Annotated in this window: 13 protein-coding genes and 1 pseudogene; 11 read left to right on the top strand and 3 right to left on the bottom strand. The window is 59.1% G+C overall.

Translation table 11 applies throughout. From position 1 onward, the window contains the following. Positions 1-11: 11 nt before the first annotated feature. A complete protein-coding gene (locus tag RHSP_RS00855; protein WP_037148778.1) occupies positions 12-851 on the bottom strand; it encodes a p-hydroxycinnamoyl CoA hydratase/lyase in 840 nt (279 codons plus the stop codon). A 315-nt stretch (positions 852-1,166) separates the two neighbouring features. Here RHSP_RS00855 and RHSP_RS00850 point away from each other — a divergent pair, with 315 nt between their 5' ends. Both RHSP_RS00850 and RHSP_RS34445 read left to right on the top strand, forming a co-directional pair. Continuing rightward, positions 1,167-1,655: a MarR family winged helix-turn-helix transcriptional regulator gene (locus RHSP_RS00850; protein ID WP_004107478.1), complete on the top strand. Its 489-nt coding sequence runs from the start codon at positions 1,167-1,169 to the stop codon at positions 1,653-1,655. 141 nt (positions 1,656-1,796) lie between these two features. Continuing rightward, a pseudogene (locus tag RHSP_RS34445) lies at positions 1,797-1,868 on the top strand (IS6 family transposase); the annotation flags it as partial. Between the two features lie 144 nt (positions 1,869-2,012). On the opposite strand, the gene RHSP_RS00845 reads toward RHSP_RS34445, so the two are convergent. Together RHSP_RS00845 and RHSP_RS00840 are read right to left on the bottom strand one after the other, a co-directional pair. Beyond that, a complete protein-coding gene (locus RHSP_RS00845) occupies positions 2,013-3,278 on the bottom strand; it encodes a flavin-containing monooxygenase (protein ID WP_004107476.1) in 1,266 nt (421 codons plus the stop codon). A gap of 527 nt (positions 3,279-3,805) precedes the next feature. After that, complete coding sequence (locus tag RHSP_RS00840) at positions 3,806-4,696, bottom strand: LysR substrate-binding domain-containing protein (protein ID WP_004107474.1); 891 nt, start codon at positions 4,694-4,696, stop codon at positions 3,806-3,808. A 135-nt stretch (positions 4,697-4,831) separates the two neighbouring features. On the opposite strand from RHSP_RS00840, the gene RHSP_RS00835 reads away from it, so the two are divergent. The 9 genes from RHSP_RS00835 to RHSP_RS00795 all read left to right on the top strand — a co-directional run bounded on the left by RHSP_RS00835 (position 4,832) and on the right by RHSP_RS00795 (position 15,173). Further along, the gene (locus tag RHSP_RS00835) at positions 4,832-6,382 is read left to right on the top strand and encodes an ABC transporter substrate-binding protein (protein WP_004107472.1); all 1,551 of its coding nucleotides are present in this window, start codon (positions 4,832-4,834) and stop codon (positions 6,380-6,382) included. A gap of 22 nt (positions 6,383-6,404) precedes the next feature. Continuing rightward, positions 6,405-7,286: a dihydrodipicolinate synthase family protein gene (locus RHSP_RS00830; RefSeq protein ID WP_037148768.1), complete on the top strand. Its 882-nt coding sequence runs from the start codon at positions 6,405-6,407 to the stop codon at positions 7,284-7,286. A 32-nt stretch (positions 7,287-7,318) separates the two neighbouring features. Then, on the top strand, positions 7,319-8,278 hold the full coding sequence (locus RHSP_RS00825) for a nucleoside hydrolase (RefSeq protein ID WP_004107469.1): 960 nt from the start codon (positions 7,319-7,321) through the stop codon (positions 8,276-8,278). Next, the gene (locus RHSP_RS00820; RefSeq protein ID WP_004107468.1) at positions 8,275-9,246 is read left to right on the top strand and encodes a nucleoside hydrolase; all 972 of its coding nucleotides are present in this window, start codon (positions 8,275-8,277) and stop codon (positions 9,244-9,246) included. The genes RHSP_RS00825 and RHSP_RS00820 overlap by 4 nt, the downstream gene beginning before the upstream one ends. A gap of 5 nt (positions 9,247-9,251) precedes the next feature. After that, on the top strand, positions 9,252-10,226 hold the full coding sequence (locus RHSP_RS00815; RefSeq protein WP_004107451.1) for an ABC transporter permease: 975 nt from the start codon (positions 9,252-9,254) through the stop codon (positions 10,224-10,226). Then, a complete protein-coding gene (locus tag RHSP_RS00810; protein WP_004107448.1) occupies positions 10,226-11,164 on the top strand; it encodes an ABC transporter permease in 939 nt (312 codons plus the stop codon). The genes RHSP_RS00815 and RHSP_RS00810 overlap by 1 nt, the downstream gene beginning before the upstream one ends. Positions 11,165-11,167: 3 nt before the next feature. After that, complete coding sequence (locus tag RHSP_RS00805) at positions 11,168-12,973, top strand: ABC transporter ATP-binding protein (protein ID WP_004107432.1); 1,806 nt, start codon at positions 11,168-11,170, stop codon at positions 12,971-12,973. Between the two features lie 293 nt (positions 12,974-13,266). Next, the gene (locus RHSP_RS00800) at positions 13,267-14,646 is read left to right on the top strand and encodes a TadE/TadG family type IV pilus assembly protein (protein WP_004107428.1); all 1,380 of its coding nucleotides are present in this window, start codon (positions 13,267-13,269) and stop codon (positions 14,644-14,646) included. Then, positions 14,643-15,173, top strand: coding sequence for a TadE/TadG family type IV pilus assembly protein (locus RHSP_RS00795; RefSeq protein ID WP_004107424.1), 531 nt, complete (start codon positions 14,643-14,645; stop codon positions 15,171-15,173). The genes RHSP_RS00800 and RHSP_RS00795 overlap by 4 nt, the downstream gene beginning before the upstream one ends. Position 15,174: the final 1 nt, after the last annotated feature.

The following is a 15,174-nucleotide window of genomic DNA, read 5'->3' as shown; positions in this document are numbered from 1 at the left end:
CAGGGTACTCCTCAGGCCCGATGCTTGGACTTATCGTAGGCACCAAGACCGGGCTTGTAGGTCTTGTCGTCGATGAACTGCTTGATACCTTCCTTGCGTCCCTCGTTGTCATGGCTGTTGGCCGCTTCCTGGGCGCGGACCAGGTAATCCTCGGCATTGTCGTAGGTCATCTCCCGCACGCGGCGAACGGCATCCTTGGTGGCTTTGAGCGCCACGGGGTTCTTTTGCAGCAGAATGTTGGCGACATCGGTTACACGCGCTTTCAACTGCGCAAGCGGCAGGGACTCGTTGACGAAACCCCATTCGGCAGCTTTCCTGCCGTCAATGTTTTCGCCGGTCAGCGCGTGGTACATGGCGTTGCGGAAGGAGGTGAGTTCGGCCGCTACCTTGGCGGCGCCACCGCCGGGCAGGATGCCCCAGTTGATCTCGCTCAGTCCGAATTTGGCCTCATCGGCGGCAAAGGCGAGGTCGCAGGCGAAAAGAGGCCCGTAACCGCCGCCGAAGCACCAGCCGTTCACCATGGCGATGGTCGGTTTCTGATACCAGCGCAGACGGCGCCACCAGCCATAGCTTTCGCGCTGCGCCTTTCGTGTGCCCTGCAGACCGCGGGCCTCGGTCTCGCGGAAGTATTCCTTGAGATCCATGCCCGCGGACCAGGCCGTCCCCTCACCGGACAGAACCAGAACACCGACATCGGCCCGAAACTCGAGTTCGTCCAGAACTTCCATCATGCGCCGGTTGAGCGTGGGGCTCATGGCGTTGCGTTTCTCCGGGCGATTGAAGCTGACCCAAGCGATGCCGGCTTCAACGGCAAAGGCGACGGTATCTTTTTCGGAATGCTCTGTTGTCATGATGGTGTCCTTCTTGCCGTTCGGGCTGCGCATCAAGGGGAGCGGGCCGCAAGGGGGCGACCTGCATCGAATACGGTAAGCCTCACCGGGCCGGTGGGCCGCAGTGCAATCGAAATGAAATGCCTCTCATCTTTGCCGGCGTGAATGCGCGACTAGCGGGGCTAGCCATTGCGTCGCTGATCAACGGATCGCGGCGCTCCTGTCGATATTCGTCAAAAGAAATTCCTCCAGTCCCGGCATACGGTCTCCTCGCCGACAATGTTATGTCTCATAGCATTGTTTGATTGTTATGCGCAATAGCATTATAGGCGGATTATGGATATCGACGCCCGCACATCGAAATTGAGCGACCCGCTCGAGACCCTGCTTGGCTATCAGCTGAGGAGGGCATCCAATGTGATGATGGCCGAGCTGGGCTCAAGGCTTCAGGCCATCGAACTCAGGCCGGTGGAAGCGTCCATTCTGACGCTGATCGATGCCAATCCCGGCTGTACGCAGAGCGATCTTGGACGTAGCCTCGGCATCCAGCGTGCCAACATGGTTCCCCTGATGGTCGGGCTGACCAAGGCTGGACTTGTCGACCGTGCTCCGGTCGGCGGCCGATCGCAGGCTCTTCGCCTGACCAGGACCGGTATCGAGAGACTGGAGACGGTGCGCGCCATCATCGAGGCGCACGAGGCGCGGTTTCGGCGTCTTTTCGCACCGGAGCTGCGGGAGGCAGCGCTACAGGTCCTGCGAAGCATCCGGCAAGAGGGCGAAGGGGCCTCGCGCCAGGACGATCCGGAACAGCCGACTGGTGACTGATCGGTTGAAACCGTAACAACTGGTCCGCGCAGTGCTGCGTGGATTATTCTGCCGCGGCGAGAGCCAGTATTGATGATGGCTCTGTTGCAAAAATCCTATTGCTGCCCGAAAGAGCGCTGACGATTTTCAGCGAGACTTTTGGTGAGCGATTTCAAGTGGCGTCATTTTCAGGGTGACGTGATTTTGTGGGCGGTGCGATGGCATTGCCGTTACTGTTCAGGATAGGTGTCTTTCGTATTGAACTTGCGGATGCGGGTGTGGACCATGTTTTAGCTCCTCGGAATTGAGACAATGCTTGTTTTGGGCTTGTTTTGGCGGTCGCGAGCGCAGCACCGAAACCTTGGCGTACATCAGCTGTCACTGGCCGTTCTGGCTTGAAGGGCGATATTCATCGTACTTGCGCTGTGTCGAGATGCGGTCGGCAAGATGCTTGGCATCGTGCCAGACGCCCCAGATGAAGCTTGATCCCCTGCGCGACTGCCATGGCAAGCCGAGGAAGTAGATGCCGCGCTCGGCCGAAACGCCCCGCTGATGTTTCGGACGGCCATGTTCGTCAAATATATCCATTTTCAGCCAGCTGTAGTCCGAAGAGAAGCCGGTCGCCCAGATGATCGTGCGGATGCCGGCCTGTCCGAGATTAAGGCTGAGGATCGGCTTGGCGACGCAATCGGGCTCAGGCTCGATCCGGCGGGCTTCCGGATCCGCTGGCAGGTCGATACCGTTTCGCGCGACATAGTCATCGGCCTCATCCAGCAGCGCCATATAGTTGACGTCGCCCCGCGCCAGATTTTGGGCGAGGTCTTCCGAGAAACTCAATCTGGTGCCATCGAAGGAGACTGTCCGGCCGAGCAGCGTCATTCCTCGCGCCGCTAGGCGGCGGAAGTCGATCGTGTAACCGCCGCGCGCGCCGCTGACGGCAATCGTCACGTGTTCTGTACCAGGACCAGGCGTTTCGGCGTCCCATTTTCCGAGAACCCCAAGCCACCAACAGAAATCGCGGCCGCGATAGGCACGCGGCGGGCGATCATGCCGGCCGACGGACAGATAAACCCGCCGTCCCGCCAGAAGAAGCTCCTCAGCAATCTGTGTACCGGAAGAGCCCGCGCCGATGACCAGGACGGCACCTTCGGGCAATTGGCTCGGATTTCGATATTTGGTCGAATGCATCTGAGCGACACCGGACGCATTCGCGATCAGATTGGGAACAACGGGGACCTGGAAAGCGCCGGTCGCAGCGACAACGTTCTGCGCCTCGATCACACCATGAGATGTTTCAACACGGAAGCCATATCGGCCAACATGCCTCTCGACGCTTTTTACCTCTATACCGCAGCGTATGGGAGCGCCAATCTGCCTGGCATACGCTTCGAAATAATCCGCAACGGCTTCTTTCGTTGGAAAGCCATCCGGATCGAAATTTGGAAACTCCATTCCAGGAAAACGGTCGTGCCAGGCAGGTCCGTTGGCAACCAGCGAATCCCATCGCTGCGAACGCCAGCGTTCGGCAATGCGGCTGCGCTCGAGCACCAGATGAGGGACACCGGCCTTGCTTAGGTGTTCGCTCATTGCTACTCCGGCCTGGCCGCCACCAACAACAAGCGTGTCCGCTGTTTCAACTGACATGGATGCGTCCTTTTCCCCGCAGGGCTGTGTGCGGTTTTCTTGGCTGGTGTAGAGCAGCGGTTCGACGGAGAAAATTACGTTTTAAATTTGCAATGATTAGCCTGCCGCTAAGCACAGACGCTCCTATGGTGCATATGTGTCTTTCGCAGTCGGGGATCGCTCCTTCACCGTGAAGGCAACGGTGCCGGGCACTCAATGTTCGGGAACTAGCGTGCACTATGGAGGCTAGCCGAGGCAGTTGAGATCACGCTTCATAGGATCCTGATGATTTTGCCGGTGTTTTGCGCAGAGACATCGATGCCGAAGGCGAAGCCGTTCTCGAAAAGGCCGTCGTTCGCGTCAAATCATCCGGAACAACGCTTGTGACTGTGGCGCATAGGCCGTCCATCGTCCCGTATTGCGACCGGGCAATTATTCTTGAGGATGTCCCGTCTATGCCTGGGATCAAATATCTAGAGTTTCCCGACGTCTCGGGCATAGGTCGGTCGATGAGCTTAAAGTCCATTTGCCCGAGATTGACTGACGATCTAGGTGGCATTTGAGCGGATGAGCTCGCCCATCCGCTGAACAATGTCTTCCAAGATCATCGTCCTGGTGTTACCGGAAGGGCGAATGGCGAAATAAGAGACTTCAATTTTCGGCTCGAACGGGATTGCGACGATCTCGGTTCCTGCGGACTGCAAACTTGTATGGTCAACAATGCCAACACCCATTCCGGCGGCTGCGAAATAACAGCAATTGAGCATCGAGGTTTCCATAGTGCTTGTGGGCTGATGATCTTGCTTTGAGAATGCGCGGTCGAGCGCCAGCCTGAGTGGCGAATTACGGCCGGGGATTAGCACGCGCTCGTCCATGAGGTCGGCGGGTGTGATGACTCTTCTGGAAGCAAGCCGATGCCCCGGCGCCATCGCGGCGACGGCATGGGAGCTGTGCAATAAGACCGTATTCTTGTCCGCCATGCGCGGCGAGCCGAAGACGAAGCCGAGATCGTAGCGATTCTTATCGACCATGTCCCAAATGTGCCGGCTATTTTCTACATCGATGACTAGCGGAATGTCGTGCCGATTGCCGACGACATCGATGATTGCCTGATGAAGGTATGGTCTCACCAGCGACGTGACACTTGCAATTCTCAGAACTGTGTTCTTGTGCCGACGGATGTCGTCGGCGGCCTGCGCGATCTGGTCGAGGCCGAGGTATAGCCGCTCGACTTCCCTGAAAAGCTGTGTGGCTTCGACCGTCGGGGCGAGGCGGGTGCCTACCCGCTCGAACAGGGTGATCCCGACGGTTTCCTCCAAATCGCGGATAAGGCGGCTGACCGCAGGCTGCGTCACATTTAGAGCATCGGCGGCAGCCGTGATACCACCCGTCATCATCACGCTTTTGAAAGCTTCGACTTGTCTTGGTTTCAATCGCATTCCCGAACTCCTATCATAACATTAGGGCATGGACTGAACACAAATTGCAATTTTTCTTTTCTTTCCGAGTTCTTTAGAGGCAGACTAAATCCGCTGGGAGAGGGCGGATTTCGGAAACCCCGGAGGAGCTCCATCATGAATTTTCTAAAGGTCGCGGCCGTCTTAGCAGCCTCCACCCTTGCCATACCGCTCGCAAGCCAAGCCAGGGATCTGACCGTCGGCCTTGCTGCCACCACGACTTCGATGGATCCGCAGTTTTACGTCGTCGGCCCGAACAGCGCGATGGCGCGCAACATTTTCGACGGTCTCGTCAACCAGGATGAGAAGCAGCGGATCCAGCCTGCGCTGGCATTGTCGTGGAAGACCATCGACGACACGACCTGGGAGTTCAAGCTTCGTCCGGATGCGAAGTTTCACGATGGTAGCGACTTCACCGCGGCTGATGTCGTCGCCAGCATCAAGCGTGTTCCGCTCGCCTCCAAGAACAGCCCGAGCTCGTTTGCGGCCTATGTCAAGGCGATCACCGAGGTCACCGCCGTCGATCCTTTGACGGTTCGCATCAAGACCGCCGGCCCGACGCCGCTGCTTCTCAACAATCTCAGCCGCATCGCGATCCTGCCGGCCAAGGTCGAGAACACCACGACCGAGGAGATGAATTCCGGCAAGGGGGTGATCGGCACCGGCCCGTTCAAATTCGTCTCCTGGACGCCCGAGGACAATGTCGTGCTCGCGCGCAACGACGCCTACTGGGGCGAAAAGGCGGCCTGGGACAAGGTGACCTTCAAGGTCTTCAAGAACAGCAGCGCGCGCGTTGCGGCGATGCTTTCCGGCGATGTCGACATGATCGAAAGCATCCCGACGGCCGACACGCGCAAGCTGCAGGCCTCCGATCAGCTAAAGGTCGTGAATGTTGCCGGCAACCGGATCATGTATCTGCACATGGATCAGGCGCGCGAGGTTTCGCCTTTCGCCAAGGGACCCGACGGCAAGAACCCGTTGTTGAAGCCGGAGGTGCGCCGCGCGCTTTCGCTCTCGATCAATCGCGACGCGCTCGTCGACCGCATCATGGATGGACAGGGCGTGCCGGCCGGCCAGCTGGTTCCCGAAGGCTATTTCGGTTACGACCCGTCCATCAAGGTCGACCCCTACGATCCGAACGAGGCGAAGGAGCTTCTCGCCAAGGCCGGCTATCCGAACGGGTTCGCGCTGACCTTCCATGCCTCTAACGACCGTTATCCCAACGATTCCAAGGTGGCGCAGGCGATCGGTCAGTTCTTTAGCCGCGTCGGTATCAAGACCGAGGTCGCGACCTTGCCGGGCAGCGTCTATTTCACCCGCGCTTCCAATCTCGAATTCAGCTTCATCATGGGCGGCGCGGCCGTCGAGACGGGTGAGGCGTCGGGCGTGCTTGGTCCGATCCTCGAGACCTTTGGGGACAAGGCAGGGCAGGGCAACCGCGGGCGTTATTCGAACCCGGAGTTCGACAAGACGCTGAACGAAGCGCGTTCCACGCTCGACGACGGCAAGCGCGAGGAACGCCTCCGCAAGGCAACCGGGATCGCCATGAACGATCTTGGCGTCATCCCGGTCTTCTATCTCGCCAATACCTGGGCGGTGAAGAAGGACCTTACCTATCCCGGCCGGTCGGATGGCTACACGCTTCCTTATTTTGTGAAGCCGAACTGAGCCGGCGAAGGGACGATCGAACATGTCTTTCCGCGGCGTTTTCCCCTACCTCGTCTCCCCGATCGATCATTCCGGCCAGGTCGCAAAAGGAGTTCTGACCGATCTTGTCGACCATCTGATCGCTTCTGGGGTCCATGGTCTGACGCCGCTCGGCAGCACCGGCGAATTCGCCTACCTGAGCGGGGAACAGCGCCGCAGCGTCGTCGATACGGTGATTGCCGCCAGCCGAGGGCGTGTCCCTGTCGTTGCCGGCGTCGCATCGACATCGACCAGCGACGCCATCGCCCAGACCGAATATATGGTCGAGGCGGGAGCCGACGGCATCCTTGCCATCCTCGAGGCCTATTTTCCGGTCAGCGACGAGGGCGTTGAAGCTTATTTCACCGCCATTGCCAAGGCTGCGAAGGGACGGCCGGTGGTGCTCTACACCAATCCGCAGTTTCAGCGGTCCGACTTGAGCCTGCCCGTCATCGAACGGCTAAGCCATATCGACAACATCCGCTACATCAAGGACGCCTCGACCAATACCGGACGCTTGCTCTCGATCATCGAACGGACCCAAGGCCGAATGGAGGTGTTCGCCGCCTCCGCTCATATTCCGGTTTGCGTGATGATGATCGGCGGCGTCGGCTGGATGGCAGGCCCCGCCTGCGTCGTTCCGAAGCAGAGCATCGCGCTTTATGAAGCGGCCCATGCCGGCGATTGGGCAAGGGCGATGCAGCTGCAGCGGCCGCTCTGGCGGGTCAACGAGATTTTCGCGAAATACTCGATCGCCGCCTGCATCAAGACGGCACTGGAACTGCAGGGCTTTGCGGTCGGCGTACCCATGCATCCGCAACCGCCCCTCGACGAGGCTGCACGAACCGACATCGCAGATGTTCTTCGCGAACTTGGCGCTCTCTGACATCGCATTTTCCATTTACTGAAGGCACCCCCATGAAGCCGATTTCGATCATTGTCGATTGTGACCCTGGAATTGACGATACGATCGCCCTTCTGACCGCATTCGTGTCGCCGGAGCTCGACATCCTCGGGATCACGCCGGTCTGCGGCAACCAGCCGCTGGAGCGCACCGTCCGCAACGCTCTTCAGGTCTGTGAGCTTGGCAGGCGTTCTGACATCCCGGTCTATGCGGGGTGCTTTCGTCCGATGCTGCGCGAGCCTATTCACGGTCAGTTTCATGGCAAGACCGGCCTTGGAAACACCACCTTGCCGGACCCTGAGAAGACAGCGGAAAGCAAATCGGCGGTCGATTTCCTCATCGATGCGCTGGGCGAGGCTGCACGCACGGGAGACCGCGTCACGCTTTGCTGCCTCGGGCCAATGACCAATATTGCCGTCGCCCTGCGCATGAAGCCGCAGATCGCCGAAGGCGTCGAGCGGATCATCATGATGGGCGGCGCCTACCGCGAGCCGGGCAACCGGACGATGACGTCGGAATTCAACATGCTGGCGGACCCGCATGCGGCGCATGTGGTCTTCTCAAGCGGAATTCCGCTCGTCGCCCTCGCACTCGATGCAACGCATCAGGTCATGCTGAAGCCCGAGCATGTCGCCGAATTCTCGCGTGTCAGCGGGCGGATCTCACAGACCCTTGCCGAGCTTATGGCCTTCTGGGATCGCAACGACGTGCGCCGCTACGGCTCGCGCGGCGGGCCGCTGCATGATCCGTTGGTGATCGCCTATATCCTCGCCCCGCATCTGTTCGAGACCGAGAAGGCGCGCGTCTTCGTGGAGCATGAAAGCGAACTCTGCATGGGCCAGACGATTGCTGACTGGTACGGCAAGAGCGGCCTCGAGCCGAATGCCGATATCGTCACGAAGGTCGACGCCGAGGGCGTGATCGCCTTCTTCCTCGAGCGGCTGTCGCGCTATGCCAAAAAGGCCGTCGCATGAGACGCGAGAAGATCATTATCGATGCCGATCCGGGCGTGGACGATGCCGCGGCCATCCTGATGGCGCTCGCGTCGCCAGAAATCGACGTTCTCGGCCTGTCGATCGTCGCCGGCAACGTTCCGCTTCGCGATACGGTGATCAACGCCTGCAAGATCGTCGGCCTGAGTGGTCGCCATGATGTGCCTGTGCATGCAGGAGCCGCCGGCCCGCTCGTCCGGGACCAGGTCTATGGCAAGTATGCCCGCATCGGTGCGTTTGATGATACGCTTGTCCAGCCCGGCGATATCAGTCCTTCCGAGGAGCATGCGGTGCATTTCATCGTACGCTTGGCGCGCGAAGCGGTGGCGGCGGGCGAGCAGATCACCATTTGCGCCATCGGACCGATGACCAATATCGCCTTGGCATTGATTCAGCATCCCGATGTCGCGCGTGGCATCCGGCAGATCGTCTCGATGGGCGGCGCTTTCACGGCGCTCGGGCATCGCACCCCTTGGGCCGAATTTAACATCTATGCCGATCCGCATGCAGCCGAGATCGTCTATCGCTCCGGCCTGCCGATCGTAGTGATGCCGCTCGACATGACGTTCCAGGCACTGTTTACATCCGAGCATTTCGAACAGTTTCGGGCCGGCGGTGAGGCGGGCAAGGCGCTTTTCAATCTGTTTTCGACCTTCGACCGCGGCGATATCGGGCGCTTCGGCAGGCCGGGTGGCCCGATCCACGACGCCACGACGATCGCCTGGCTCATCCGCCCGGACCTGTTCAGCGGCCGCGAAGCTTTCGTCGGCGCGCAGGTGACGGGCCTTACCATCGGCTACACCTATGCCGACTTTTACGGAAAGATGGATCGGTCACCGAATGCCACCGTTATCACTGATGTCGACGAGGCCGGGTTCATCGTACTGCTGATCGAGCGCATCGCCCGTTTCGGGCAAAGCGGGCTCGGCGCGACAGCGCAGGGAGGTTGAAAATCATGGGCGGATATTTGCTGAGCCGATCGGTTCAGACGGTCCTCACGCTGCTCGTCATGTCGGTTCTGGTGTTTGCCGGGCTCTATCTCGTCGGCAATCCCGTCGACGTGCTATTGAGCCCGACGGCAACGCCGGCGGAGCGGTTACAGGTCATCCAGTCCTTTGGCCTCGACAAGCCCGTCTGGGAGCAATACTGGCTGTTCCTGACGCGGGCACTTTCGGGCGATCTCGGCAATTCCTTCGTCTACAATCAACCCGCGCTGACGCTGATCCTCAACCGCATGCCGGCGACGCTGGAACTCGCCTTCGTCGCGTTGATCATGGCGCTCGTCATCGGCATCCCGCTCGGCGTCTACGCCGGTCTGAAGCCGAAGGGGCTGATCTCGAAGTCGATCATGACCTTCTCGATCCTCGGCTTCAGCCTGCCGACCTTCTGGATCGGCCTCGTGATGATCATGCTGTTCAGCGTGCATTTCGGTTGGCTGCCGGCCTCCGGCCGCGGCCAGACGGTGCCTGTCCTCGGGGTGCCGCTCAGCCTCTTTACGCTCGACGGCCTCTCCCATCTGATCTTGCCGGCTTTCAATCTGGCACTCTTCAAGATCTCGCTGGTCATTCGCCTGACGCGCGCCGGCGTGATGGAGACGATGCTGCTCGATTTCGTTCGTTTCGCCCGCGCCAAGGGCCTGACGGAGCGACGCATCGTTACCGTGCATGTCCTGAAGAACACGCTGATCCCGCTAATCACCGTGATCGGCCTCGAACTCGGATCGCTGATCGCCTTTGCCGTCGTGACCGAGACGATCTTTGCCTGGCCCGGCATGGGCAAGCTCATCATCGACGCGATCGGCGTGCTCGACCGCCCGGTCATCCTCGCCTACCTGATGATCACCGTCGTGATGTTCAGCGTCATCAATCTCCTGGTCGACATCCTTTATTCGATCGTCGATCCCCGCGTTCGTCTCGAAGGGAACTCCTAATGAGCCAGGATAGCGCAAATGCAGGCTCGGTGCATGCGGGCCAGGGGAGTGCCGGCAAAACCGCCTCGCGCTCGCCATTTCGCCAGACGATGTCGGCCCTTTTGCATGACAAGCTTGCCTTGGCGGGCCTCGTCATCGTCGCTATCTTCGCGATCACCGCGATATTGGCACCATTGCTCGCGCCGCAGAACCCTTACGATCTCTCCCAGCTCGATATCCTTGACGGTCGCCTGCCGCCCGGATCGCACAGTGCGAGCGGTGTGCTCTACCTGATCGGCACGGACGATCAGGGGCGCGATCTGATGAGCGCGATCCTCTATGGTCTTCGCACCAGCCTGCTTGTCGGCATGTCGAGTGCGGCCGTCGCACTTGTCATCGGCGCCTCGATCGGGCTCGTCAGCGCCTATGCCGGCGGCCGTCTCGATGCTTTCCTGATGCGGATAGTCGATATCCAGCTAAGTTTTCCAGCGATCCTCATCGCGTTGATCTTTCTGGCGATCCTCGGACAAGGTGTCGACAAGATCATCCTGGCACTCATCGTTACTCAATGGGCCTATTATGCTCGCACAGTTCGGGGCTCCGCGCTGGTGGAACGCAAGCGCGCCTATGTGGATGCCGCCCGCTCCATGGCCCTGCCGGACAGGAGCATCCTGTTTCGCCATATCCTGCCGAACTGCCTGCCGCCATTGATCGTCGTGGCGACGATGCGCGTGGCCTATGCCATTATGCTGGAGGCGACGCTCTCCTTCCTCGGCATCGGCCTGCCGGTCACGCAGCCGTCTCTCGGCCTGCTGATCTCCAACGGCTTCGAATATCTGCTGTCGGGCGACTACTGGATCAGCTTCTTTCCAGGCCTTGCGCTTCTCATGCTTATCGTCGGGATCAATCTCATCGGTGATGCGCTGCGAGATATTCTCAATCCACGGCGGGAAGGCTGAGCCATGACCAAACCGATCCTTTCCATCTCCAACCTCAACACGGCCTTCCGCGTCGGCGGCGAATGGCGAGATGTCATCCGCAATATCAGCTTCGACATCGCTCCCAAGGAAACCCTGGCCGTCGTCGGCGAATCCGGCTCCGGCAAGAGCGTCACCGCCATGTCGATCATGCGGCTTCTGTCGCCGGGCAATTCAAGGATCACTGGCAGGATCGAATTCGAAGGCCGCGATCTCCTGTCTCTGCCGCTTGCCGACATGCAGGCGATCCGCGGCAATCGGATCGGCATGATCTTCCAGGAGCCGATGACCTCGCTCAATCCCGTCCTTAAGATCGGCCGGCAGATCACCGAGGTCCTGGTGCAGCATCGCGGGATGTCGCAGTCGCAAGCCGAAGCCGAGGCCGTGCGCCTGCTCGAGAAGGTGCGCATCCCGTCCGCAAAATCGCGCCTCAACGAATATCCGATGAATTTTTCCGGCGGCATGCGCCAGCGCGTCGTGATCGCCATCGCACTTGCCTGCGACCCGAAGCTGCTGATCGCCGACGAACCGACGACCGCACTCGACGTCACCATCCAGGCGCAGATTCTCGGTCTGATCAAGACGCTGCAGGAAGAAGAGGGCATGTCGGTTCTCTTCATCACCCATGACATGGGGGTCGTTGCCGAAATTTCCGATCGCACCGTCGTCATGTATCGCGGCGAGCAGGTCGAAACCGACACTACGGAGACGATCTTTGCCGGCGCCAGGCATCCTTATACGCGCGCCCTTCTCTCCGCCGTGCCGCAGCTTGGCTCGATGACCGGAAAGGATAGGCCGCTGCGCTTCCCGCAGGTCGATATGGCAACCGGCGAAGTGCAGCCGGTCAAGCCGACCGAAGACACGGTAAAGCTCAACGAGCCGCCTATCCTGAAGGTCGACAATCTCATCACCCGCTTTCCGGTCAAGCGCGGCTTTCTGCGCAGAACCGTCGGCAGCATCCATGCCGTCGAGAGTGTCTCGCTCGAGCTCAGGCAGGGCGAAACCCTATCGCTGGTCGGCGAATCCGGTTGCGGCAAGTCGACGACCGGACGCTCGATCATTCGTCTCGCCTCCGCAATGTCAGGCGAAATCCGCATCGACGGCAAGGACGTTCTAAAAGCGGGCAAGGATGAGCTTGCGAACATCAGGCGCGAGGCGCAGATGATCTTTCAGGACCCGTTCGAAAGCCTCAATCCACGCATGCGTGTCGGTCAGGCGATCGCTGAACCGATCATCGCCCATGGGCTGGCGAGCGCCTCGCAGGCAAAGCATCGCGTCGGCGACCTGCTGGAACGGGTCGGCCTCTCGGCCTCGATGGCGGGTCGGTTCCCGCACGAATTCTCGGGCGGGCAGCGGCAGCGCGTGTGCATTGCCCGGGCGCTCGCGCTTGAACCAAAACTTCTCATTGCCGATGAATCGGTTTCCGCGCTCGATGTCTCGGTCAAGGCGCAGGTCATCAATCTCATGCTGGATTTGCAGGAAAAATTTGGCCTCGGCTATCTCTTCATCAGCCACGACATGGCGGTCGTGGAGCGCATCAGCCACCGGGTTGCGGTAATGTATCTCGGCGAGATCGTCGAGATCGGACCTCGAAGGGCGGTGTTTGAGAACCCGCAACACGATTACACCAAGCGGCTGATGGCAGCGGTGCCGGTTGCCGATCCAGCGCGGCGCCCGACGCGTCTCATCTCCAATGAGGAGATCAGAAGCCCATTCCGCGCCGTCGATTACCAGCCACCAAAACCTGTCTATGAACAAGTCAGCCCGGGGCATTTTCTTCGGCTTGCCTAAAATCTGGAAGCCATTGCTTATCATCATGGAAACAGCCAACCAGGTGAACACTTCAAACTGGACCAGTTTTGGTCAGGCTAACCGCTGACATGAACAAGGGAAGAGTATGATCTGTTGCTGCTTTGGCGCATTTTGTTCGGGTTTCCAAATGTAGCAGTAGAAATATCCAAAAAACGCAGCGCAGCCAAATTGCGCAGAAATCTGGGCGGGTCACCGGAAATTCAGCGGATCGTGCGGCAATGTAAAGAACTGATTAAGCTCAAATCGGCCTGAGTTGTGCATTAGTATGACTAATGTTGGTGCCGACTTTGAAACCAAAACATTTTATCTCACGCGACCATTTTTTGAAACTATCCCGGGCATTGCTCGTAAACCGAAGCGGCAATGTCGCGATCGTCGTGGCCCTATCCCTGGTTCCGATGATCCTCGCAGTCGGTGCAAGCCTCGACTACATCCGGGCCTACAACGTCAGGCAGCGTATGCAGAGCGATCTCGATGCGGCGTTGATCGCCGCAGTGAAGCAGATCAATACCAGTGATACGGATGCCCTCAAACAGAAAATCGCGGATTGGTTCAGTACTCAGGTAGAAAGCAGTTACTCCATCGGCGACATCGAGATAGACACGAGCAATCACAAGATAACTGCATCGGCGAGCGGTATCGTTCCAACAACGCTCATGAAGATTGCCGATATAGAAAATATCCCGGTTAGTGTCGCAAGTTCCGTCAAGGGTCCGGCGACATCCTATCTGAACGTCTATATCGTTATCGATAAATCGCCTTCGATGCTGCTGGCTGCAACGACAGCCGGTCAGCAGACGATGTATAACGGCATCGGCTGCCAGTTCGCTTGTCATACCGGGGACGCTCACACCGCTGGAGGCGTGAGTTATGTCAACAACTATGCTTACGCGCATGCCAAAGGCATTAAGCTGCGTGCGGATGTGGCTGTGGATGCCGTCAACGAGGTTATCGATATGATCGATGAGGCCGACAGCAGTCACGAGCGCATCAAGGTCGGACTTTATAGTCTCGGAGATACATCTACGGAAGTTCTGGCTCCCACGCTGGAGACGTCCGATGCCCGCAAGCGCCTCTCGGACGACAGTTACGGGCTGACCAGCGCGACATCCACTAACTACACGTTCTTCGACGTCGCTCTGCCGGCTCTGCAGCAGAAAGTCGGTAGCGGCGGAGATGGCAGTTCCTTGGCCAAGCCACTCAAATTGGTGCTGTTGCTGACGGACGGCGTTCAATCGAAGCGTGAGTGGGTGACGGATGGCGTGACATGGTCAGGTTCAAAAATGAAGACCGCTGGATCATCGTGGAATAAGGTTGCACCCATCAATCCCGACTGGTGCGCATATTTGAAGAACCAGTCGAATACCATGGCGGTGCTTTATACCGAATATCTGCCCATTACCACCGACTGGGGTTACAACAATACCGTCGGCTCGACAATGTCGAGCGCCAATTGGCGCAGCACATGGGGCGGCGTCATGGATAGCGGTGTATCTGCCAACATCACACGCCGCGACTACATTCCTTATGCACTTGCGGATTGCGCCTCGTCCAAGAGCCTGTTCATTTCCGCGTCCTCGTCGACCGATATCGTGGCCGGCCTGTCGGCGCTCTTCACGCAATATCTAGCATCCGTGCGGCTGACCCAATGATGCGGCCCAGACCAACCGAGCCTCTCCGTTACCTGTTTACCGATCGCAGCGGAGCGGCCGCGGTCGAATTCGCACTGCTGATACTGCCGCTGTCCCTGATGATTTTCGCCATCATCGAGGTCTCCGTGATGTTCTTCGCAGCCTCGAGCCTTGATGCGTCGGTGCAGAAGATGTCCCGCATGATCAGAACGGGTGAGGCCGCCGCGTCGAATATGACGCTGACCGATTTCAAGGTGAAAATCTGCGCCGATATGGCTTTTACCTTCAGTTGCTCGGATAATCTCCTGATCAAGGTCGACGTCATCTCCAACCTGTCCGCTGTCACCAGCGCCACTGCGATCGACAGCGCAGGCAATCTTGCCGTCACCGAGACTTTTGCCACCGGCAAGGCGAGTGATTATATGCTGGTGCAGGCATTTCTGCCGTGGAGTTCCGTCGTCAACTACTTCACCTACTCCAGCGCGAAGCTGGCGGATGGTCGCTATCTTCTTGATGCGACCGTTCTGTTTCGTAACGAGCCATCCTGAC

The organism is Rhizobium freirei PRF 81 (assembly GCF_000359745.1).
Classification (GTDB): Bacteria; Pseudomonadota; Alphaproteobacteria; order Rhizobiales; family Rhizobiaceae; genus Rhizobium; species Rhizobium freirei.
Note: the sequence above shows the minus strand (reverse complement) of the source record. Positions and strands in the feature narration are given on the sequence as shown.

Coding starts and splice junctions, on each gene's coding strand:
- RHSP_RS00855 (WP_037148778.1), bottom strand. CDS start 851: ATGACAACAGAGCATTCCGAAAAAGATACCGTCGCCTTTGCCGTTGAA.
- RHSP_RS00850 (WP_004107478.1), top strand. CDS start 1,167: ATGGATATCGACGCCCGCACATCGAAATTGAGCGACCCGCTCGAGACC.
- RHSP_RS00845 (WP_004107476.1), bottom strand. CDS start 3,278: ATGTCAGTTGAAACAGCGGACACGCTTGTTGTTGGTGGCGGCCAGGCC.
- RHSP_RS00840 (WP_004107474.1), bottom strand. CDS start 4,696: ATGCGATTGAAACCAAGACAAGTCGAAGCTTTCAAAAGCGTGATGATG.
- RHSP_RS00835 (WP_004107472.1), top strand. CDS start 4,832: ATGAATTTTCTAAAGGTCGCGGCCGTCTTAGCAGCCTCCACCCTTGCC.
- RHSP_RS00830 (WP_037148768.1), top strand. CDS start 6,405: ATGTCTTTCCGCGGCGTTTTCCCCTACCTCGTCTCCCCGATCGATCAT.
- RHSP_RS00825 (WP_004107469.1), top strand. CDS start 7,319: ATGAAGCCGATTTCGATCATTGTCGATTGTGACCCTGGAATTGACGAT.
- RHSP_RS00820 (WP_004107468.1), top strand. CDS start 8,275: ATGAGACGCGAGAAGATCATTATCGATGCCGATCCGGGCGTGGACGAT.
- RHSP_RS00815 (WP_004107451.1), top strand. CDS start 9,252: ATGGGCGGATATTTGCTGAGCCGATCGGTTCAGACGGTCCTCACGCTG.
- RHSP_RS00810 (WP_004107448.1), top strand. CDS start 10,226: ATGAGCCAGGATAGCGCAAATGCAGGCTCGGTGCATGCGGGCCAGGGG.
- RHSP_RS00805 (WP_004107432.1), top strand. CDS start 11,168: ATGACCAAACCGATCCTTTCCATCTCCAACCTCAACACGGCCTTCCGC.
- RHSP_RS00800 (WP_004107428.1), top strand. CDS start 13,267: ATGTTGGTGCCGACTTTGAAACCAAAACATTTTATCTCACGCGACCAT.
- RHSP_RS00795 (WP_004107424.1), top strand. CDS start 14,643: ATGATGCGGCCCAGACCAACCGAGCCTCTCCGTTACCTGTTTACCGAT.